General features: G+C 62.3%; 20 protein-coding genes and 3 tRNA genes. 18 read left to right on the forward strand and 5 right to left on the reverse strand.

The annotated features are described in order from the left end of the window. Window positions 1-53: 53 nt before the first annotated feature. The 5 genes from DU505_RS16325 to DU505_RS16345 all read left to right on the forward strand — a co-directional run bounded on the left by DU505_RS16325 (window position 54) and on the right by DU505_RS16345 (window position 7,104). Window positions 54-1,034, forward strand: a complete 981-nt coding sequence (locus tag DU505_RS16325) for a hypothetical protein (RefSeq protein ID WP_114480049.1) — start codon at window positions 54-56, stop codon at window positions 1,032-1,034. Between the two features lie 92 nt (window positions 1,035-1,126). Beyond that, a complete protein-coding gene (locus DU505_RS16330) occupies window positions 1,127-1,756 on the forward strand; it encodes a hypothetical protein (protein ID WP_181872853.1) in 630 nt (209 codons plus the stop codon). Between the two features lie 549 nt (window positions 1,757-2,305). Next, the gene (locus DU505_RS16335) at window positions 2,306-4,228 is read left to right on the forward strand and encodes a PrkA family serine protein kinase (protein WP_114480050.1); all 1,923 of its coding nucleotides are present in this window, start codon (window positions 2,306-2,308) and stop codon (window positions 4,226-4,228) included. 24 nt (window positions 4,229-4,252) lie between these two features. Continuing rightward, window positions 4,253-5,533 carry a YeaH/YhbH family protein gene (locus tag DU505_RS16340; protein ID WP_114480051.1) on the forward strand — a complete coding sequence of 427 codons (1,281 nt, stop codon included), beginning with the start codon at window positions 4,253-4,255 and terminating at the stop codon, window positions 5,531-5,533. Between the two features lie 17 nt (window positions 5,534-5,550). Next, the gene (locus DU505_RS16345; protein ID WP_114480052.1) at window positions 5,551-7,104 is read left to right on the forward strand and encodes a SpoVR family protein; all 1,554 of its coding nucleotides are present in this window, start codon (window positions 5,551-5,553) and stop codon (window positions 7,102-7,104) included. A 129-nt stretch (window positions 7,105-7,233) separates the two neighbouring features. Here DU505_RS16345 and DU505_RS16350 read toward each other — a convergent pair whose 3' ends face one another. After that, window positions 7,234-7,548, reverse strand: a complete 315-nt coding sequence (locus DU505_RS16350; protein WP_114480053.1) for a high-potential iron-sulfur protein — start codon at window positions 7,546-7,548, stop codon at window positions 7,234-7,236. Between the two features lie 190 nt (window positions 7,549-7,738). Between DU505_RS16350 and DU505_RS16355 the strand changes: the two genes are divergently transcribed. Continuing rightward, window positions 7,739-8,233 carry a methylated-DNA--[protein]-cysteine S-methyltransferase gene (locus DU505_RS16355; protein WP_114480054.1) on the forward strand — a complete coding sequence of 165 codons (495 nt, stop codon included), beginning with the start codon at window positions 7,739-7,741 and terminating at the stop codon, window positions 8,231-8,233. 35 nt (window positions 8,234-8,268) lie between these two features. Then, window positions 8,269-8,688, forward strand: a complete 420-nt coding sequence (locus tag DU505_RS16360; RefSeq protein ID WP_114480055.1) for a CopD family protein — start codon at window positions 8,269-8,271, stop codon at window positions 8,686-8,688. A 54-nt stretch (window positions 8,689-8,742) separates the two neighbouring features. On the opposite strand, the gene DU505_RS16365 is transcribed toward DU505_RS16360, so the two are convergent. Next, window positions 8,743-9,207, reverse strand: coding sequence for a DUF2231 domain-containing protein (locus DU505_RS16365; protein WP_114480056.1), 465 nt, complete (start codon window positions 9,205-9,207; stop codon window positions 8,743-8,745). A gap of 96 nt (window positions 9,208-9,303) precedes the next feature. On the opposite strand from DU505_RS16365, the gene coxB reads away from it, so the two are divergent. From coxB to DU505_RS16390, 5 genes are all read left to right on the forward strand, one after another. Then, window positions 9,304-10,317, forward strand: coding sequence for a cytochrome c oxidase subunit II (coxB, locus tag DU505_RS16370; RefSeq protein ID WP_245948008.1), 1,014 nt, complete (start codon window positions 9,304-9,306; stop codon window positions 10,315-10,317). Continuing rightward, window positions 10,314-12,845, forward strand: coding sequence for a cytochrome c oxidase subunit I (ctaD, locus tag DU505_RS16375; RefSeq protein WP_114480057.1), 2,532 nt, complete (start codon window positions 10,314-10,316; stop codon window positions 12,843-12,845). Before coxB ends, ctaD begins: the two co-directional genes overlap by 4 nt. After that, window positions 12,842-13,192 carry a hypothetical protein gene (locus DU505_RS16380; protein ID WP_114480058.1) on the forward strand — a complete coding sequence of 117 codons (351 nt, stop codon included), beginning with the start codon at window positions 12,842-12,844 and terminating at the stop codon, window positions 13,190-13,192. Before ctaD ends, DU505_RS16380 begins: the two co-directional genes overlap by 4 nt. 117 nt (window positions 13,193-13,309) lie before the next feature. Further along, window positions 13,310-13,585 carry an Lrp/AsnC family transcriptional regulator gene (locus DU505_RS16385; protein WP_043510462.1) on the forward strand — a complete coding sequence of 92 codons (276 nt, stop codon included), beginning with the start codon at window positions 13,310-13,312 and terminating at the stop codon, window positions 13,583-13,585. Window positions 13,586-13,668: 83 nt separating this feature from the next. Further along, window positions 13,669-14,556 (forward strand): DNA/RNA non-specific endonuclease, encoded by an 888-nt coding sequence (locus tag DU505_RS16390; RefSeq protein ID WP_114480059.1) that lies wholly within the window; start codon window positions 13,669-13,671, stop codon window positions 14,554-14,556. Between the two features lie 124 nt (window positions 14,557-14,680). Here DU505_RS16390 and DU505_RS16395 read toward each other — a convergent pair. From DU505_RS16395 to DU505_RS16405, 3 genes are all read right to left on the reverse strand, one after another. After that, window positions 14,681-14,767 (reverse strand) — tRNA-Leu (locus tag DU505_RS16395). Window positions 14,768-14,895: 128 nt separating this feature from the next. Next, window positions 14,896-14,982, reverse strand: a tRNA-Leu gene (locus DU505_RS16400). 77 nt (window positions 14,983-15,059) lie between these two features. Next, window positions 15,060-15,146 (reverse strand) — tRNA-Leu (locus tag DU505_RS16405). A 234-nt stretch (window positions 15,147-15,380) separates the two neighbouring features. On the opposite strand from DU505_RS16405, the gene rnr reads away from it, so the two are divergent. The 6 genes from rnr to rplI all read left to right on the forward strand — a co-directional run bounded on the left by rnr (window position 15,381) and on the right by rplI (window position 20,782). Next, window positions 15,381-17,801 (forward strand): ribonuclease R, encoded by a 2,421-nt coding sequence (gene rnr / locus DU505_RS16410; protein WP_114480060.1) that lies wholly within the window; start codon window positions 15,381-15,383, stop codon window positions 17,799-17,801. Continuing rightward, entirely contained in the window at window positions 17,801-18,652 is an 852-nt protein-coding gene (rlmB, locus tag DU505_RS16415; RefSeq protein WP_114480061.1) for a 23S rRNA (guanosine(2251)-2'-O)-methyltransferase RlmB, read from the forward strand. Before rnr ends, rlmB begins: the two co-directional genes overlap by 1 nt. Before the next feature lie 163 nt (window positions 18,653-18,815). Next, a complete protein-coding gene (rpsF, locus tag DU505_RS16420) occupies window positions 18,816-19,199 on the forward strand; it encodes a 30S ribosomal protein S6 (protein WP_043512854.1) in 384 nt (127 codons plus the stop codon). A gap of 26 nt (window positions 19,200-19,225) precedes the next feature. Then, window positions 19,226-19,453, forward strand: coding sequence for a 30S ribosomal protein S18 (gene rpsR / locus DU505_RS16425; RefSeq protein WP_027967732.1), 228 nt, complete (start codon window positions 19,226-19,228; stop codon window positions 19,451-19,453). Between the two features lie 12 nt (window positions 19,454-19,465). After that, complete coding sequence (locus tag DU505_RS16430) at window positions 19,466-20,320, forward strand: YybS family protein (RefSeq protein WP_114480062.1); 855 nt, start codon at window positions 19,466-19,468, stop codon at window positions 20,318-20,320. A 15-nt stretch (window positions 20,321-20,335) separates the two neighbouring features. Beyond that, window positions 20,336-20,782 carry a 50S ribosomal protein L9 gene (rplI, locus tag DU505_RS16435; RefSeq protein WP_114480063.1) on the forward strand — a complete coding sequence of 149 codons (447 nt, stop codon included), beginning with the start codon at window positions 20,336-20,338 and terminating at the stop codon, window positions 20,780-20,782. The last annotated feature ends 151 nt before the right edge of the window (window positions 20,783-20,933 follow it).

Below are 20,933 nucleotides of genomic sequence, written 5' to 3' on the forward strand. Positions count from 1 at the left end.
CTCAGCGCTCTAGCCCAGACAACCAACAACATTCAACCTCTGCAGGGGGCGACATGTGGGATTTCAAGATTGGCCAGGCCCTTGGCCTGATGCTGAAGACGCTGCCTTTCGTTCTCTTCCGCCTTGCCGTTTACTTCGGCGTGGCCCTGGCCTACGTACTGATGACCGGTGTCGGTGCCGGCGTGGGGTGGGGCGTCGGGGGCCTGGGCGACGAGGGCTTCCGCGCCGCGTCCACCTTCTGGGGCGGTGTCATCGGCTTCGGGATCGTCGGCGCCATCATTTACATCCTGCGTGAGTACCTGCTGTACATGGTCAAGGCGGGCCATATCGCCGTGCTGGTGGAGCTGATGGACGGCAAGCCTCTGCCCCCGGGACGTGGCCAGATCGAGCATGCCAGCACCGTGGTGAAGGCGCGCTTTGCCCAGGCCAGCGTGTTGTTCGGGGTAGATCAACTGATCAAGGGGGTGCTGCGTGCCATTGCCGGCCTGGCTCGCGGGATATTCCGGCTGTTGCCGATCCCCGGCGCCCGTCAGTTCCTCCGGCTCGTCGAAATGTTCCTGCGCATCGCCGTGGGTTTTATCGACGAGGTGATCCTGGCCTACTGTATTCGCACCCGCTCCGACAATGCCTGGGCATCCTCCCGCGATGCGCTCGTGCTCTACGGTCAGAATGCCAAGCCAATGCTGAAGAATGCCGCCTGGCTGGCGCTGATCGTCTACGGTCTCTCGTTCCTTGTGTTCCTGGTCATGCTGGCGCCTGCTGCTCTTGTCGCCTATCTCATTCCCGGTGGCTGGTCGGCGACGGGGGTCATCGTCGCACTGCTATTCGCCTGGAGCGTCAAGGTGGCGGTACTGGAGCCCTTTGCCATCACCTGCATGATGCAGGCGTATTTCAAGGCCATCGAAGGCCAACAGCCGGATCCGGAATGGGAAGCCAAGCTGGATGGCATGTCGGCCAAGTTCCGCAAGCTGAAGCTGCGTGCCACGCAGACACCGACAGACGACGATACGCAAGGAGCAGAGGTTGCGCAGTGAGACCGCGGGGCCGGGAAATGCGCTGGACGATGTGAGCCGGCGACCTGCAACGGTCGCTGCAGTGGAATGTAAAAATAACGAGGAAAACGAACATGCGAAACAAACGCTCTCTTGGTATCGCCCTGTTGGGTGCCGCGCTGGCAATGCCATTCACCGCTTCAGCGCTGGCCGATGAAGTGATCGAACAGATCGAGCTGGGGCTTGAGCTGTATCAGGAGGAGGATTACGGCGCGGCGATCACCGAGCTGGAGTTCGCCATCAACGACATTCGCAAGCTGCTGTCGGGACGCATTGCCGAGACCTTCCCCGATGCCCCCGATGGCTGGACCGCAGGCGAAGCCGAATCTGCCGGCGGTGGTGGCGCGGCGGCTCTGATGGGGGGCGGTGGCGCCATGCTACAGCGCAACTATCGCGAGGACGAAGGAGAGGGACGCCTGGAGGCGTCGCTGATGATCGACAACCCCATGGTCCAGGGCATGGCCGCGATGTTCAACAATCCCGCCATGATCGCAGCCCAGCCCAACATGGAGCGTGTTCGCATGGGGCGTGAGTCTGCCATCGTCAAGTGGGAGGCGGATCGCTCGCGGGTCGAGGCGACGCTGCTGCTCGACGGACGAATCCTGATGCAGGTCAAGGGACAGGGAATCGACTCGCCCGATGCTGCCGTCGATCTGCTCAAGGCCTGGGATCTGGCCGATGTGCGCGAGAAGGCGGCACGCTGAATCCAGGGCATTGAGGCCATGCTTGCGTTCAGCCAGCGAAGGCGCGGCCGACATCAATCAGTCCTTCGTTCCGGCCGGCACCAGTGTGCCGGCCATTTTTTTGCGTTGAACCCGACGCTGAACCTTGAGCTAACTTGAGGAAATATCCGGCTGGCGCACTGAGCGCAGTGAAGGTTTGCTTCGGATGGGCTTCGGCGCCTTGAACCTGGAGGGCAGCCCGCTACTCTTTTCCTCGATGGCCCTGAAATGGCGGGCGCCGCCGCAGGAACCCGGTCGATACGCATCCCAGGGCGCTCTGCCCCATTACCGTACCGGTCGGGCATTTCGGTGAGGTGTCGAGCGACCTTTGAGCATTGCGTCCATGCATCGTTAAATCAGCATACGTTTCTTCATCGAACCCTCGGCGGTCCCTGCGTTCTCATGGATAGTCATTCACTGCGTTGACAGTTCCCCCGGCCGCTCCGCCGGAAGCTGACTAGGCTGATGAGTAACCCGGTGAGGTCATCGACTGTGGCGGTGGCCATCAGGGTGGGCAAACAGGAGGCTTCGATGAGCATCTTCGATCATGTGCAGAACCGCTTCTCTCGTGTCCAGCAGGAAGAAATGTCCCTGCAGGAATACCTTGAGCTGTGTCGCGAAGACCCCATGGCCTATGCCAGCGCTGCCGAGCGCATGCTTCAGGCCATCGGTGAGCCCGAGGTGATCGACACTGCCAAGGATTCAAGGCTCTCGAGGATATTCTCCAACAAGGTGATTCGTCGCTATCCCGCCTTTGCCGAGTTCTACGGGATGGAAGAGGCCATCGAGCAGATCGTTGCCTACTTCCGCCATGCTGCCCAGGGGTTGGAGGAGCGCAAGCAGATCCTCTACCTGCTGGGGCCGGTGGGGGGCGGCAAGTCATCGCTTGCCGAGCGACTCAAGCTGCTGATGGAGCACATCCCCTTCTATGCCATCAAGGGCTCGCCGGTATACGAGTCGCCCTTGGGGTTGTTCTCGCCCGAGGAAGATGGCGAACTGCTCGAGAAGGAGTACGGCATTCCCCGGCGCTATGTGAAGAGCGTGATGTCGCCCTGGGCCTCCAAGCGGCTCAGGGAGTATGGCGGCGATATTTCGGAGTTCAAGGTGGTCAGGCTCTACCCGTCCCGCCTCAACCAGATCGCCATCTCCAAGACCGAGCCCGGCGACGAGAACAACCAGGACATCTCCTCCCTGGTGGGTAAGGTGGATATCCGCCAGCTCGAGCTCTACTCCCAGGATGACCCGGATGCCTACAGCTTTTCCGGCGGCCTGTGCAAGGCCAACCAGGGGCTGATGGAGTTCATCGAGATGTTCAAGGCACCGATCAAGGTGCTGCACCCGCTGCTGACTGCCACCCAGGAGGGTAACTACAACCCCACGGAGGGCATGGGGGCGATTCCCTTCGAAGGCATCGTGCTGGCCCACTCCAACGAAAGCGAGTGGCAGGCCTTCCGCAACAACCGCAACAACGAGGCTTTCCTCGACCGGGTCTACATCGTCAAGGTGCCCTACTGCCTCCGGGTCACCGAAGAGATCAACATCTACAAGAAACTGCTCGAGCATTCGTCGCTTGACCAGGCGCCCTGTGCACCCGACACCCTGCGCATGCTGGCCCAGTTCTCGGTGCTCTCGCGGCTCAAGGAGCCGGAGAACTCCAGCATCTACTCCAAAATGCGGATCTATGATGGCGAGAACCTGAAGGACACCGACCCCAAGGCAAAGTCGATCCAGGAGTACCGCGATGCGGCGGGTGTCGATGAGGGCATGGACGGATTGTCCACACGCTTCGCCTTCAAGATCCTCTCCAAGGTGTTCAACTTCGACAATCACGAGATTGCCGCCAACCCGGTACACCTGCTGTATGTACTCGAACAACGCCTGGAGCAGGAGCAACTGCCCAAGGAGACCTTCGAGCGTTACCTGAGATTCATCAAGGAGTTCCTGGCGCCGCGCTACGTGGACTTCATCGGCAAGGAGATCCAGACCGCCTACCTGGAGTCTTACTCCGAATATGGTCAGAACATCTTCGACCGCTATGTGACCTATGCCGACTTCTGGATTCAGGACCAGGAGTATCGCGACCCTGAGACAGGGGAGCTGTTCAATCGTCAGTCCCTCAACGAGGAGCTCGAGAAGATCGAAAAGCCGGCGGGTATCTCCAATCCCAAGGACTTCCGCCACGAGGTGGTCAACTTTGTGCTGCGGGCACGGGCCCAGAACAATGGCATGAACCCCAGCTGGCAGTCCTACGAGAAGCTCAGAGGGGTCATCGAGCACAAGATGTTCGCCAATACCGAAGAGCTGTTGCCGGTGATTTCCTTCAATGCCAAGGCATCCACGGCAGACCAGAAGAAACATGAAGACTTTGTGGAACGCATGAAGGATCGCGGTTATACCGAGAAGCAGGTGAGGCTGCTTTCAGAGTGGTATTTGCGCGTACGAAAATCGCAGTAACCGGCGCTGGCCTGGGAGGTCACCATGACCTATTTCATCGATCGACGCGCCAATGCCAAGCATAAGAGTGCGGTCAATCGGCAGCGTTTTCTCGACCGCTACCGGACGCATATCAAGCGTTCGGTGGAGGAGGCGGTCAATCGCCGCTCGATCACCGACATGGAGCGCGGTGAGAAGGTGTCGATTCCGGCCCGCGATATCTCCGAACCGGTTTTCCAGCACGGCCCGGGCGGCAAGCGGACCATCGTCAGCCCCGGCAACAAGGAGTTCGTCGAAGGCGACCGCCTGCGTCGTCCCGGTGGTGGCGGTGGTGGTGGGGCAGGTGAAGGGGGCGCCTCCAACCAGGGGGAGGGCATGGACGAATTTGCCTTCAGCCTGACCCGGGAGGAGTTCCTTGACTTCGTCTTCGATGGCCTGGAACTGCCCCACTTGGAACGCAAGGCACTGGTGGACCTCGACGAGGTACGGCCGGTACGTGCCGGTGTCTCCCGCGACGGTGTGCCGGCCCGTATCAATATCGTGCGCTCCATGCGCGAGGCCTATGCTCGGCGGATTGCCATGCGGGCTCCCATCCGCCGTGCGCTGCGCGAAGCCGTGGAGGCGCTTGAAGTCGAGGAGAGCAAGGATCCGGTACTGCGCAATCCGTCCCGCATTGCCGAGCTTAAGGCCGAGATCGAGCGCCTCGAGAAGCGCCTCGAAGCGGTGCCGTTCATCGATACCTACGATCTGCGCTACAACAACCTGGTCAACCAGCCCCAGCCATCGAGCAAGGCGGTGATGTTCTGTGTCATGGATGTTTCGGGTTCCATGACCCAGGCTCACAAGGACATCGCGAAGCGATTCTTCCTGCTGTTGTACCTGTTTCTGGAGCGCAATTACGAGAAAGTAGAATTGGTCTTCGTCCGTCACCACACTGCCGCCAAGGAGGTCGACGAGGAGGAGTTCTTTTATTCGCGGGAGACCGGCGGCACCATCGTGTCGAGTGCCCTGACCCTGGTCGACGAGATCATCACCGACCGCTATCCACCGGGTCAGTGGAATCTCTATGTGGCCCAGGCCTCGGACGGCGACAACTGGGACGACGACTCCGTCACCTGTCGGGAGCAGCTGATGAAGTCCCTCATGCCACGGTTGCAGTACTACACCTACGTGGAAATCACGCCCCATGCCCACCAGGCGCTGTGGGAGGAGTACGAATCGGTGGCCGACGAGTTCCCCGACCGCTTTGCCATGCGGCAGATCGTCGAGGCCGGCGACATCTATCCGGTTTTCCGCGAGCTGTTCAAGCGCCGCGCCGCCCACTGATGCGGACAGGAGGCACCATGACCCGACGCAAGCCTATTGCTACCGGTTCCGACTGGAATTTCGAGGTATTGGAAGCCTATGAGCGGGAGCTGGCGTGTCTGGCCGATGAGTATCGGCTGGACACCTACCCCAATCAGATCGAGATCATCACCACGGAACAGATGATGGATGCCTATGCCAGCGTGGGTATGCCGGTGGGCTATCATCACTGGTCGTTCGGCAAGCAGTTCCTGGCGGTGGAGCAGGCCTATCGGCGCGGTCAGATGGGGCTGGCCTATGAACTGGTGATCAACTCCGACCCTTGCATCGCCTATCTGATGGAGGAGAACACCCTGATGATGCAGGTGCTGGTCATGGCCCACGCCTGCTACGGCCACAACTCCTTCTTCAAGGGTAACTACCTGTTCCGGACCTGGACCGATGCCAGTTCGATCGTTGATTACCTGGTGTTCGCCCGGAAGTACGTGGCCGATTGCGAACAGCGTCACGGCGTCACTGCTGTGGAGCAGTTGCTGGATGCCTGCCATGCGCTGCAGAACTATGGCGTCGATCGCTACAAGCGCCCTTCACCGATCTCCGCCGAAGAGGAAGCCAGGCGCCAGACCGAACGCGAGGAGTATCTGCAGGCTCAGGTCAATATGCTCTGGCGTACTATTCCCGAACGCCCGGTGGGGGAGGCCCTGCCCGGCTCACTCGACGACGGCGAGGACCCTCTGGGTCTGCGAGGAGGGGGGCGCTATCCACCGGAACCGCAGGAGAACCTGCTCTATTTCATCGAGAAGAACGCGCCGCTCTTGGCCCCCTGGCAGCGCGAAATCGTGCGCATCGTGCGCAAGCTGGCCCAGTACTTCTATCCCCAGCGACAGACCCAGGTAATGAATGAAGGCTGGGCATCGTTCTGGCACTACACCCTGATGCATCGCCTCTACGATGATGGGCTGGTCGATGAAGGCCTGATACTGGAATTCCTGCAGTCCCACACAGCGGTGGTGAACCAGCCGGCGTTCGACAGTCCGTTCTACAGTGGCATCAATCCCTATGCGCTGGGCTTTGCCATGTTCAGTGACATCAAGCGCATGTGCGAAGCCCCCACCGAGGAGGACCGCGAGTGGTTTCCCGATACGGCGGGGGGGGATTGGCTGGAAGCCGTCCATTTCGCCATGCGCAACTTCAAGGACGAATCCTTTATCCAGCAGTTCTTGTCACCCAAGGTGATCCGTGACCTCAAGCTCTTCACCATTGTCGATGACGACCAGGACGAAATGCTGGAAGTGACGGCGATACACGATGAGCGCGGCTATCGACGCGTCAGGGACGCCTTGGCCACCCAATATGCGCTCTCGGTTCGCGAGCCCAATATTCAGGTCCATGCTGCCGATATTCGCGGCGACCGATCGTTGACGCTCCATCATGTGCAGGATAGCCGTCGCCCGCTGGGGCGCAGCGTCTACCCGGTACTACGCCATCTGCATCAACTATGGGGCTTTCCCGTGCGGATGGAGTCCATCATGGATGACGACTCCTTGGGGCGGCGCATTCAGTGGCCGATACCGGACGAGGAGACGAAGTGAAGGAAAGGTCGCGGTGAAGGCGATGGCAATGGCAACGCTCAGGGAGTGGGGGGATGCGAACAAGAACAGGCGTCCGAACAGGCGCCTGTGTTGTCCAAACATCGAGTCGCTACACATCGAGCTGGCTGCTCAGCCCCGTGGTGCCCAGGATTGGCACCAGCCCTGGGGCTCGACACTGTTCTGCGGAAACAGCTGGCAGCCCTCGGTATTCGGGTTGAAGAACATGCAGTTGTCGCAGCGCTCGCCTTCCTCGTAGGCAGGGTGATCGCTGGCTTGTTCGGCCACTTCGACGTAGTTCAGCGCCTGGGCCTGTTCGTTATTGGGGTCCAGCCGGGGCAGTGTCTGGGCAAAGGCCTGTTTTGACAGGATTCCGGCCCCCAAAGGCAGGGCGGCGACGCCGAGCAGGCTGTTGCGCATGAAGTCACGACGGCTCTGATTGGCCATGGGGTTTCCTTTTCGTCACGGTCCTGAAGTAGCGGATCTGGCAATGCTATGCCGGTTTGCTGGCATCTCGCTGCCTTGACCCATGGGTGGGCGAATGGTCGTCCACTTAGGGTCCGACAGGATCGAGCTCGCCGAGTTCGCTATCATCATACAGTCAGGATGACTATCTTGAACCGACGGAGGGGACGCCATGCCGATCTTTACCCGATTTGCTTCGCCCATGGGCGACATTCTGATTGAAGCCGACGAGCGGCAGGGGCTCATCCGCCTGGTCGTGGCGGCTGACGCCGAACCAGATCCGGTGGATGCGCACCGGGATGATGCGGCGCTGGCAGAAGCCCGCAAGCAGGTCGAAGGGTATCTGGCCGGCCGCCGGCGCAGCTTCAGTCTTTCCCTGGCGCCTGGCGGCAGCGATTTCCAGCGGGATGTCTGGTCGGCGCTGCTGCGCATTCCCTATGGTGAAACCCGCACCTATGGCGAGCTGGCAAATCGGCTTGGTCACGAGGGGGCGGCGCGGGCCGTATCGGCGGCGGCGCTTGCCAATCCCGTCCCTTTGCTTATCCCCTGCCACCGGGTCGTGGCAGCCGACGGCCTTGGCAGCTACAGCGGTGGACAGGCGCTCAAGGACTCGCTGTTATCCATGGAGTATTCGGCGATGGTGGAATCTCCCCCCCACTCTAGGTAGGGTGAAGAGGGCACTGCAACTGCAAGGATGCTGTCATGCCGTGGATCAAAATCTTGCATATCGCCACCCTGCTCTGCTGGTGTGGCTCACTACTTTACCTGCCCGCACTGCTGCTTGGCAGCGTCAAGCCGCGAGGGGCCTCGTCCTTCCATGTCCCTGCGCCGGTCATTCTGCGCTTCCTCTTCACCCATGTCGCAACGCCATTCGCCCTACTGGCGATCATGAGCGGAACGCTGCTGTTCATTGTCGGGCAGCTCACCGGAGGCTGGCTGGTACTCAAGCTGGCCGCCGTGACGGGCATGGTGTTCTGTCACGTCCTGTGCGGGGGATTGATCGTGCGTCTGGAACAGGAGCGGCTGCGTGGCATGATCCCGGCAAGCGCGCTGGTGGCAGTCGTGGCGGCATCACTCATGCTTGCCGTGCTGGTGCTTGTTCTCAGCAAGCCATTCGATTGAAGCGCGACAAGGAGAGTCACGATGCGTCACTCCACCCGCCATTCACTGTTTGCGTCACTTGTCGTCGATTTCGACGCCCACCGCCTCGTCATAGACAAGCATGCCGCCGAGGATGCCAGCCAGGGCGATCAGTGCCGTGGTAAGCAAGGTCAGCGCAACGGCCCAGGGCAGCAGGTCGACGGGGTCCTTGAAGCGCCACAGCCAGTTGAGCGATGCCAGCGACAGCAGCATCACCGCCAGGATGGCGTGGCACCAGCCGAGCACCATCTGGCGTATGCGCTTCACCGTGACAAGGTCGACCAGACCGGCAATGCTGGCGATCCAGCCGCCCAACGCTCCGACCCCGGCAAGCCACAGGCTGACGCGAGCCCAGAACAGGTCTGCGGTATAGAGGAAGGCAGCATCGCTGGCAACGAGCAGCATCAGGCAGGCGATGGGGAAGTGGATCATGACCGGGTGCAGGGGATGTCCCGCGATGGCGGCTCGGCTCTTGATCGAGCGATTCGGGTTGTCAGCCATGTTCGCGTCCTTTGCGATCGTTTCAGTTCTCTCTCTGGCATTCAACGCCTTGGGCGACATCGGGTCAACCGTTCCCGTCGACCCTCATGGTGCGCCTTGCCGTTGCCGTTGCCGTTGCTGGTGCTGCTGGCCGGCTGTGCCGGTGAGATGTCGATCATGGACCCTGCCGGGCCGGCGGCAAGTCACCAGTTCTGGGTTTGGTGGACCATGCTGTTCGTCAGCGTGGTGGTTGCCCTCGCGGTTATTGCACTATGGCTATACACCTTCCGCCGCCGGGAGCAGCCGCAGCGAACGCCGCGACAGGAGCAGCGCATCATGCTGCGCTTGGTCCTGGGTGGTGGCATCCTGCTACCTGTGGTCAGCATTGTTGCACTGCTCGTATTTGCCGCGCCGACGGGACGCGGCATGCTGCCCTTGCCGCTGCCGGAGCGTGAAGCCGAACGCATCGAGGTGGTCGGCCACCAGTGGTGGTGGGAGGTGCGCTATCCCGGAGAGAACGGTGAGCCCGATGTGGTCACCGCCAATCGGCTGATGATGCCGGCCGGCGAACCCGTCGATTTTCGCCTGACCAGCGCTGACGTCATCCACGCCTTCTGGATCCCGCGCCTTGGGGGCAAGCGGGATATGGTGCCGGGGCGCTATAGCACCATACGACTCGAAGCCGACGCCCCTGGCGTGTTCGGTGCCCAGTGTGCCGAATTCTGCGGCGCCCAGCACACCGGTATGCTGCTGCATGTCGAGGCGCTGGAACGCAACGAGTTCGATGCCTGGCTGGCTGATCGGCGTGTGCCGCCTGGGCCGATCGATGACGAAGACGCGGCGGTTCGCGCCTTTGGTGAGCACTGTGCGGCCTGTCATACGGTCGCAGGCTTCCCCGAAGCGCTCATCGACGATGAGGCGGCCCACGGCATTCAAGGCCCCGACCTGACCGACATCGGTTCCCGCCCCACCCTGGGGGCCGGTGTGATGCCCATGGAGGAGGACGCCATCGCCTACTGGCTGCAGCACCACCAGACGCTCAAGCCTGGCAACCGGATGCCGCCCCATAACCACCTCGATGCCGAGACACTGCAGGACATCGGAGCCTGGCTGGAGACGATGGAACCATGAGCGATATCAAGGATGCGACCCTGACACCTGAGGTTCAGCGGCTTCACGAGGGAATGGAGAAGGTCTGGGGCAATCCGAAAGGGATCAGGGCCTTGACCGTGGTGAACCATACCACCATCGGCCTGCGCTTCATGGTGACCGGGGCGATCTTCTTCCTGATCGGTGGCCTACTGGCCATGCTGATTCGCACTCAGCTGGCCTTCCCCGACAACGATTTCATGTCGCCCGAGATCTATAATCAGGTCTTCACCATGCACGGCACGGTGATGATGTTCCTGTTCGCCATCCCGATTCTCGAAGGGTTGGCGATATACATGATCCCCAAGATGATCGGGGCCCGGGACCTGGTCTGTCCGCGCCTGACCGCCTTCGGCTACTTCTGCTATCTGTTCGGCGGCATCATCCTCGCGTCCAGCATGATCCTGGAGATGGCGCCGGCCAGCGGCTGGTTCATGTACACGCCGCTCAGCAGCGGTGACTACTCACCGGGGCCCGGGTCGGACTTCTGGCTGCTGGGGATTACCTTCGTCGAGATTTCGGCGCTCTCCGCCGGGGTGGAGCTGGTGGTGTCGATCCTGCGTACCCGCACCCAGGGCATGGCGCTGCACAAGATGCCGCTGTTTGCCTGGTATATCCTGGCTATGGCACTGATGATCGTGGTTGGCTTCCCGCCGCTGATTCTTGGCAGCATCCTGCTCGAGTTGGAGCGCGCCACCGGGATGCCCTTCTTCGATGTGGCCGGCGGGGGCGACCCGGTACTCTGGGCGCACCTGTTCTGGCTGTTCGGTCATCCCGAGGTCTATATCATCTTCCTGCCCGGTGCGGGCATCGTCTCGACATTGATTCCGGTTTTTGCCGGTCGCCCCATTGTCGGCTACGGCTGGGTAGTGGCGGCGATCATCATCATGGGCTTCGTCAGCTTCGGCCTGTGGGTGCATCACATGTTCTCCCTGGGCATTCCGCAGCTGGCTCTGGCCTTCTTCTCGGCGGCAAGCATGCTGGTGGCGATTCCCACTGGCATCCAGATCTTCGTCTGGCTCTCCACGCTGTGGCTGGGCAGGCCGAGAATGACACTGCCGATGCTGTGGATCGTCGGCTTCCTGGTGATCTTCGTGCTGGGCGGGCTGACCGGGGTGATGCTGGCCCTGGTGCCGTTCAACTGGCAGGTCCACGATACCCACTTCGTGGTGGCCCACATGCACTACGTACTGGTGGGGGGCATGCTGTTCCCGTTGATGGCCGGTCTCTATTATTGGCTGCCCCAGGTGTCGGGACGCATGCCGTCGGAGCGGCTGGGCAAGTGGAGCTTCTGGCTGATCTTCCTTGGCTTCAATATCACTTTCCTGGTCATGCACTGGACCGGGTTGCTGGGCATGCGACGGCGCGTCTTCACCTACGACACGGCCATGGGGTGGGACCTCTACAATCTCATCTCCTCGGTGGGCGGATTCATGATGTCCGCCGGCGTTGCCTTGTTGATTCTCGACATTACGCTCCATTTCCGCTTCGGCAAGAGGGCGCCTCAGAATCCCTGGGGCGCCGACACCCTGGAGTGGGCCATGCCCAAGCCGCCCACGGCCTACAACTTCGTCAGTCTGCCCAATGTCGAGACACGCCACCCGATGTGGGAGAACCCCGAACTCCCACGCGCGATCTACGAGGGCAACCATGGCCTGGCGAATATCGAACATGGTCGCCGGGAGACCTGGGGCAGTGATGCCTTGACCGGCAAGCTGCGTGAGACCATTCATCTTCCGAGCAACTCCTGGTGGCCGCTGTTCGCCTCGCTGGCGCTGGCCGCGGTGTGTATCAGCCTGCTGGTGCGCGTCTACTGGGCAGGGGCCGTGGCTGCCCTGGTGGCCGTCGTGCTGCTGCTGCGCTGGTCCTGGGAGAACGGCGCGCATCCCAAGATGGCTCCCGAGGCCACGTTGGAGCCCAGCGAGCCCCCCTTGCACTATCACACCATGAACGGGCCCGGCGTATGGACCATGTCGGTCTCTCACCTGGCCAATGGCTCGCTCTATCTCTCACTGCTGTTCGGCTGGTTCTACCTGTGGACGGTGGCACCGGAGTGGCAGATGCCGCAGACGTCGCCGCTTTCCATGCCGCTGCTGGTGCTGGCCGGGGTGGCGCTGACCCTGGGAACACTGCTGCTGGCCAAGCTGGTAGGCCGGTTGCGCCAGGACGTGGATGCGGGGCTCGGCGGTGGTATGTACCTGACCGGTATGCTCGGGGCGCTGCAATCGGCGCTGATCGGCATTGTGATCTGGCAGGCGGAATTGGCGCCTACCGAGAGCGCACACGACGCCACGCTGCTGGTGGCACTGATTTACGCTCTGGCTCATGCGTTGCTGGGCGCCATACTGTGTCTGTTACAGGGGCTGCGTGTCGGCCATGGCTTCGTCAGCGCCGAGATGCCCATGGAGCCGGTCGTGGTACTGCGCTTGTGGTACTACAACCTGGTGGTCTACTGGACCCTGTTCGTGGCCATCTGGGTCATGCCGACCATGCTGGGAGGAGCGTCATGAAGCACTTGCTGAGGCTGACTCACCCGATCCAGATGGTGGGAGGCCTGACCATCTGGAGCATCTGGTTTGTGGCAATCTACAGCGGGCTGTCGGTGGCCTGCTCGGTGGCGCCGCCGGACCCAGGGCGCGACATCTGGACCGGCATCAACCTCGCTGTGGGCTTGGCGACTCTAGGCACCACCGCGCTGCTACTGTGGCTGAGCTGGGCAGGGGTGTGGGCAGCGCGCAGAACGTCGGTCGTTCGTGAAAACTACTTTGCCCGAGTTTCAGCGGGTATCTACCTGTTCTCGGCAGCCGCCACGCTGTTCGTTGGCTACCCGGTGATTTTCCTCCCGCCCTGCCTGTGAGCACCAGGTCGCTTGATACCAGCATCGATTCTGCCGGCACCGCTTGCCTGCTATACTCGCGCCAGGTCGCGGCAATGCGTTTGCCGCAGGACGTTCCAGTTCCAGGGGGAGTTCCCGATGCAGAATGCCGTGATCCTGATCAACACAGACAAGGGCCAGGTCAAGGCGGTGGCAGAACGTCTCGCCGATGTCGAGGGTATCAGCGAGGTCTATTCGACCTGCGGCCGCTATGACCTGGTGGCGATTGCCCGTACTCGCGATTTCGAAAGTCTGGCGGAGCTGGTTACCGAGCGCCTCAATGCCGTCGAAGGCATTCGCGATACGGAGACCCTCAATGCCATGCAGGTCCATTCCCGGCACGATCTCGAAACCATGTTTTCGCTGGGTTGGTAACTACCGCGCCACCTTCCATGCGACACCCTCACCGCTGATGCAGGCTTGCGCCGGGCAACGGCGCTTATACGGTTCACTTCTTCATGGCCACCATACGTTCGAGGAGCACGCGTCGACGCTCTCCGCTTTCCCGCTGGCGTCGCCGGACCCGGCAGTTCGGCATTTCCCTGCTCTTCGTGCTGGTCGGCAGCGGACTCTGGTATAGCCAGGAACAGGAGTACCGCGATCAGTTGAGCTGGATGGGCGTTCCCACCTGGGAGAGCCTCACTCCCTTGACCCTCCACCGTGTCCTGCGCAATGACGGCTTTCTCGTCGGCTGGTCCGACATCCGGGTCAACCCGCTCTGGGTCAGCTACCTGTTGCATGAGATGGACGACCCGCGTGCCGGTCCCAGGCCCGGCTTCCGTCGTGACTGGCGCACGCTCTGGCCGATTGCGGCGGACAGTTACTCCGGCAGCGGCTACGACCGGGGGCACCTGGCGCCCAACTATGCCATTGCGGTGGTGCACGGTTACGAGGCGCAGCAGCACTCTTTCCTGATGAGCAACATGTCGCCGCAGCGGCCGGACCTCAACCGCCGCCTCTGGCAGCGGCTGGAAGAGGTGGTGATCGATCACTTCGTGCCGCGCTTCGGCGTGGTGCAGGTGATCACCGGCCCGGTATTTCCCGAGCGCTTCTTCGACAACGTGACCAATCGAGTCGGCCTGGTGGAAATCCCCGAGGCGTTCTACAAGATCATCGTGGTGCCGGCAGAGGAGCCGCGGGCGCTGGCCTTCATCATGCCCCAGGGGGTGCGCGGCGACGAGCCGCTGGACGACTACCTGGTGAGCATCGACGAGGTGGAGGCACGCACCGGCTTGAACTTCTTCCCACGCCTGCCTGTAGAGGTCGCCGAGGTGCTGGAAGGGGAGGTGGTCGCCGAAGGGTGGGCATTGGAGGAGGTGGCGCGGCTGCCGGGGCGGTTTCAATAGGCCTTCGGTGATTGGCAGGCACAAAAAAACCGCGATCGTTTCGCGGTTTTTCCTATTGGTACGGACTTGTTGTGTTACGTCCGCCCATCGACTCTGCATGACGCGGCGTGCTTGTGAAAAGCAGTGGTGCCCAGGAGAGGACTTGAACCTCCACATCCTTACGGATACTAGCACCTGAAGCTAGCGCGTCTACCAATTCCGCCACCTGGGCGCATCATGCCAATCGCTGCGATCTTGCCATTCTAACGACCGCTTTTCCGTCTGCCAACTCGTCCCTTCCAACTAGCGACTCTGCCATCGTTCGTTTATCGTCGTGGCCGCCGGGCATTGCCATCGTAATGGTGCCCAGGAGAGGACTTGAACCTCCACGTCCATACGGACACTAGCACCTGAAGCTAGCGCGTCTACCAATTCCGCCACCTGGGCGAACACGAACGACTGAACCGACAAAGAGCCTGGGGAGAGTTCTCCCCGATGCCCGACCTGGTGCGGCAGGGTATCGATGGTGCCCAGAAGAGGACTTGAACCTCCACGTCCTTACGGACACTAGCACCTGAAGCTAGCGCGTCTACCAATTCCGCCATCTGGGCAGGCGACGCGTATGTTACCCAATTTCGGGCTCAATGCAAGGCCGAGAAGGGGGCATAGGGGATAAATTTGCCATGACAGGGCGTTATGTAACCCGCCATGGTTGGGTAGTTTCCTCGCCGGCGCTATACTGCGCGCATGACAATAGACCCTAATAGCAACACCCTACGCCCGCGGCGCATTGCCTGCGCCCTCTCGAGAACGCCGTCCCCGACGTTGCCAAGGATGCCCTACGCATGACTCACTGGACGCTCAGCGACGACCCGCACGCCAGCCGCGAGGCCCATAAGTACGACAAGCCCGCCCCCAGTCGCGAATACCTGCTGGCCAGAATGGAAGAGCATGGCAAGCCGGTTACCCATGAAGCCATGAGCCGCATGCTGGGCCTCGACGACGAGGAACTCCAGGAGGCGGTGCGCCGGCGGATGGCGGCCATGGAGCGCGACGGCCAGGTGCTGCGCAACCGTGCCGGTGCCTATGCCCTGATCGACAAGCTGGATCTGGTCAAGGGCAAGGTGCTTGGCCACCGTGACGGCTTCGGCTTTCTGCTGCGCGACGATGGCAAGAAGCCGGACCTGGTACTGCCGCCGCGACAGATGCGTCGTGTCTTCCACGGTGACGCCGTGCTGGCACGGGTCAGTGGTCGCGACCGGCGCGGGCGCGACGAGGCGACGATCTCCGAGGTGCTCTCGCGCAATACGCAGACCATCGTCGGCGTCTATCGCGCCAACACCGCCGAGTTCGGCGTGCTGATTCCGGAGAACCCGCGGATTACCCAGGAAGTGATCATCCCCCATAGCGCCTGTGGCGGCGCCAAGGATGGTCAGGTGATCTCTGCGAAGATCGTCCAGCAGCCCGAGACCCGGGTGCAGCCGGTGGGCGAGGTGGTCGAGGTGCTCGGCGAGCGCATGGATCCGGGGATGGAGATCGATATCGCCATCCGCAGCTACGAGATCCCCTCGGAGTTCCCGCCGGAGGTTCAGGACCAGATCGCCGGCATGTCGGCCGAGGTGGTGGATGCCGACAAGCAGCATCGCATCGACCTGCGCGACGTCCCCTTCGTGACCATCGACGACGAGTCGGCCAAGGACTTCGATGACGCCGTCTGTGCCTGGAAGACCAAGTCGGGCAGCTGGAAGCTGCTCGTGGCCATCGCCGACGTCTCCCACTATGTGCGCCCCGGAAGCGCCCTGGACGAGGAAGCGATCACCCGCGGCAACTCGGTCTATTTCCCCGGTCAGGTCGTGCCCATGCTGCCGGAGCTGCTCTCCAACGGGCTCTGCTCGCTGAATCCCAGCGTCGATCGGCTGGCGCTGGTCTGCGAGATGAATATCTCCCAGTCCGGCGCCATCAGCCGCTATCGCTTCTACGAGGCGGTCTTCCAGTCGCATGCGCGGCTGACCTACAACAAGGTCGCGGCCATCCTCGACGAGCAGAGCGGCGAGGGGAAGGCCCTGCGCGAGGAGTACCGCGCCCTGGTGCCTTCGCTGCAGAACCTGCATTCGCTCTATCGGCTGCTGCGCGAGGCCCGCGTGGCCCGTGGCGCCATCGATTTCGAGACCACCGAGACGGCGATTCTCTTCAACGAGGAGCGCAAGATCGAGAAGATCGTGCCGCGCTCGCGCAACGATGCCCACAAGATCATCGAGGAGTGCATGCTGGCGGCCAACGTGGCCACCGCCCGCTTCCTCGACAAGCACGATCTTCCGGCGCTGTACCGTATCCACGAGAAGCCCTCGCCGGAGCGCCTGGACAAGCTGCGCCTGTTCCTCAACGAGCTGGGTCTTTCGCTGGGCGGCGGTGACGACCCGAGCCCCGAGGATTACCGCGACCTGGCCGAGGTGATCAAGGATCGTCCCGATTCCGACGTGATCCAGACCGTGATGCTGCGCTCCATGAGCCGGGCGGTCTACTCGCCGCACAACGAAGGCCACTTCGGCCTGGCCTATCCGGCCTATGCCCATTTCACTTCGCCGATCCGCCGCTATCCGGATCTGCTGGTCCACCGGGCCATCCGGTCGGTGATCCGCGGGCCGCGTCAGACCGCCACGGTGCTGCGCGCCGAAGGCGCCAAGGTGGAGCCGCCCAGCAAGTGGTGTCCCTACACCTTCGAACAGATGCTCGGGCTGGGGGAGCACTGCTCCATGACCGAGCGTCGCGCCGATGACGCCACCCGCGACGTCGAGGACTGGCTCAAGTGCGAGTTCATGTCCGACAAGCTGGGCGAGGTCTATGAGGGTACCATCGCCTCGGTGACCCAGTTCGGCATCTTCGTGCGTCTCGATGAGGTCTATGTGGAAGGCCTGGTGCACGTTACCTCGTTGCCCTCGGATTATTACCATTACGAGCCCGAAAAGCACCGCCTGAAGGGCGAGCGCACCGGCATGAGCTATCGCCTCGGCGACGGGGTCACCGTGCAGGTGGCGCGTGTCGACCTCGACGATCGCAAGATCGATTTCGCCCTGGAGGACGAGAAGCCGCGTCCCAAGCGTCAGCCGCGCAAGCGGCGTGGTGGCAGCGAGCCGGATAGCGCCACACCGCCGGCCGCCGGCACTGGTAAAGGCGATGCCAAGGTCGGCAAGGATGATGCCAAGGGCGGCAAGGGCAAGGGCGGCAAGCGTCGCCGCGGTCCGCGCAAGCCCAAGGCGCGTAGCTGATGGGCAAGCGCCAGGGCTCTCGCCAGGAGGGCGGAGTGCGACCCGATAACCGGAAACGCCACGGGAGCAAGCGGTCGCCCCAGCCTGGTGGGGTGCCGGGTGGCCTCGATGCCGTCTTCGGCGTGCATGCGGTGCGCGCGCTGCTTGATCGCGGTGAAACACCCAGAGAGCTCTGGGTGCAGGAGGGCGATGCCGAACAGCGCCTGGCCGAGCTGGTCGATATGGCTCGCCGGGGCGGCGCGCGCGTCATGCTTCGTCCTCGCGATGACCTCGAGCGCCTGGCCCAAGGCGCGGCGCATCAGGGAGTCGTGGCGTTCTGTCCGCCGCTGAGCGCCGAGAGCGAAGCCTCGCTGTGGTTCAAGCTGGAAGCCTGGCCGCTGGAGGTGCCGCCGCTGCTGTTGGTGCTGGACGGGGTGACCGATGTGCACAACTTCGGCGCCTGCCTGCGCAGCGCCGATGCTGCCGGCGCCCATGGCGTGATCGTGCCCAAGGACAAGTCGGCCCCCCTCAATGCCACGGTGCGCAAGGTCGCCAGCGGTGCGGCGGAGAGCGTTCCGGTCTATCAGGTCACCAACCTGGCCCGGGCCCTGGCTCGGCTCAAGGAACTTGGCGTCTGGGTGCTGGGTGCCGCCGGCGAGGCCGAAACGGGATTGTTCGATGCCGATTTCACCGGCCCGGTCGCGTTGGTCATGGGTGCCGAGGGCAAGGGCATGCGTCGCCTGACCCGCGAGGCCTGCGACACGCTGGTCAAGCTGCCCATGGCCGGCAGCGTTTCCAGCCTGAACGTCTCCGTGGCAGCGGGGATCGGCCTGTTCGAAGCCGTACGTCAGCGGCGTAGCGCCCAGCCCTGAGTGCCTGCCTTCAGCAGGGTCCTTGCAAGTCGCGCCGCAGCTCTCTAGAATGCATGCGCCCGTTCCTGTGTGAGCGGGCGCTTCCATTTGACTATCACTCCTTGCTTCCCCTGAAGGCCCGAAGCGGCCTCACGCGGAAGCTGCCAACCCGCAAGGAGACCCCATGCGTCATTACGAAATCGTGTTTATGGTCCATCCGGACCAGAGCGAGCAAGTGCCGTCCATGGTCGAGCGTTACTCCAGCATCGTCACCGAAAGTGGTGGCACCGTGCATCGTCTGGAGGACTGGGGCCGTCGTCACCTGGCCTACCCGATCAACAAGATCCACAAGGCTCACTACGTGCTGATGAACGTCGAGTGCAGCGGCGAGACTCTCGATGAGATCGAGAACATCTTCCGTTTCAACGACGCCATCATTCGCAGCCTGGTGGTGCGCTGCAAGGAAGCCATCACTGAAGCTTCGCCAATGATGAAACCGGCAGATGACAAGCGTGTTCGTCGTGACGACAGGTCGCGTGACACCGAAGAAACTGCCGAAGCCAACTGATCCGCACCGCCTGAAGGAGTCTTTACATGGCACGCTTTTTTCGCCGTCGCAAGTTTTGCCGTTTCACCGCCGAGGGTGTGAAGCAGATCGATTACAAGGATCTGGACACGCTCAAGGCCTATGTTACCGAGACCGGCAAGATCGTTCCCAGCCGGATCACTGGCACCAAGGCCCGCTATCAGCGCCAGCTGGCGACTGCCATCAAGCGCTCGCGCTACCTGGCACTGCTGCCCTACACCGATAGCCACCAGTAAGCCACGTAACCGATGCTACCGATTGCCCGCTGGTTGATGCGCGGCACGCCCTATGCCGCTGGCGGGGCTGCCTTGGCCGCCATCATTCCCTGGCTGTTCTGGTTCAGTGGCGCCATCGTGGCGCTGGCGACCCTGCGGCAGGGACTCATTCCGGCACTGCCCGTGCTGGTGGCGGCGGCTATCCCGGCAGGGTGGTGGTGGACCCAGGGGGACGCCATACCACTGGCCAGCGTATTGCTGGTCACGCTGATGGCGGTGGTGCTGCGAGAGCGCATGCGCTGGAGCGAAGCGCTGATCATCGGCACCCTTGCCGGGGCGATGATGATCCAGTTGGGCATCTTCGTTCCACCGGGTGGCACCGAGCAACTGCTGGAACAGCTGCGGCAGGGCTCGGTCGAGATCGATCGTATGCTCACCGAGCTGGCTCGCCAGGGCTTCGACACCCAGGAGCTGGCCACCTTGCTGATCGGTGGTATCACCGGCCTGGTGGTGCTGGTGGCCGCTATTGGTTGTCTGGCCCTGGCGCGAGCCTGGCAGGCGGGACTCTACAATCCCGGCGGTTTTCGGGAGGAGTTTCATGCCCTGCGTCTCACGCTGCGTGAGCTGGTCGTGCTGGTCGTGCTGGGCGTAGTGGGCATGGTACTGGGCATTCCGTCGTTGAGTATGCTGGCCTGGGTGCCGCTGCTCGTGGCCGGTATCGCGCTGGTGCATGGTTTCATCGGTATGAAGGGCATGAACGGGCTATGGCTGATCGCTTTCTATCTGTTGCTGATCACCACCTGGCCCATGATTCTGATCGTGCTGCTGGTGGCCTTTATCGATGTGTTCGCGGACTTCCGCGGCCGTCTGGCCCCACGTGGCGACTGACAAGAGGTTGACGAGATGGAAGTGATTCTGCTCGATAATATTGGCAAGCTGGGCGGTCTGGGCGACAAGGTCGCCGTCAAGCCTGGCTATGGCCGCAACTACCTGGTTCCCTACGGCCTGGCCGTGCCGGCAACCAAGGACAACGTGGAAGCCTTCGAAGCGCAGCGCGCCGAGCTCGAAGCCCAGGCCGCCGAGCGCAAGGCCGAAGCCGAAGCCCGTGCCGCCCAGCTCAACGAGATCGAGCTGTCGCTGGTTTCCAAGGCCGGCGAAGAAGGCAAGCTGTTCGGTTCCATCGGTCCGCGCGATCTGGCTGAAGCGCTGGGTCAGGCCGGCATCGACGTCGCCAAGAGCGAAGTTCGCATGCCGCAGGGCCCGATCCGTCAGACCGGCGAGTACGACATCGACCTGCACCTGCATGCGGAAGTCGACGCGACCGTGCGTGTCGTGGTGGTAGCCGAGTAAGGCCCACCTCGTCACGTCGTACGCCAAGGGGCGCGGGGAAAATCTCCCCGCGCCCCTTGTTTTTGGTGATATCGAAGGGCGCGTCTATTTCGACTTTGGTAGCAAGATGGCTTTTTTTCTTTGCGTCGGCACGCTTAAACGATTAAGTTTT

This window comes from Billgrantia montanilacus (assembly GCF_003336675.1).
Taxonomy (GTDB): Bacteria; Pseudomonadota; Gammaproteobacteria; order Pseudomonadales; family Halomonadaceae; genus Halomonas; species Halomonas montanilacus.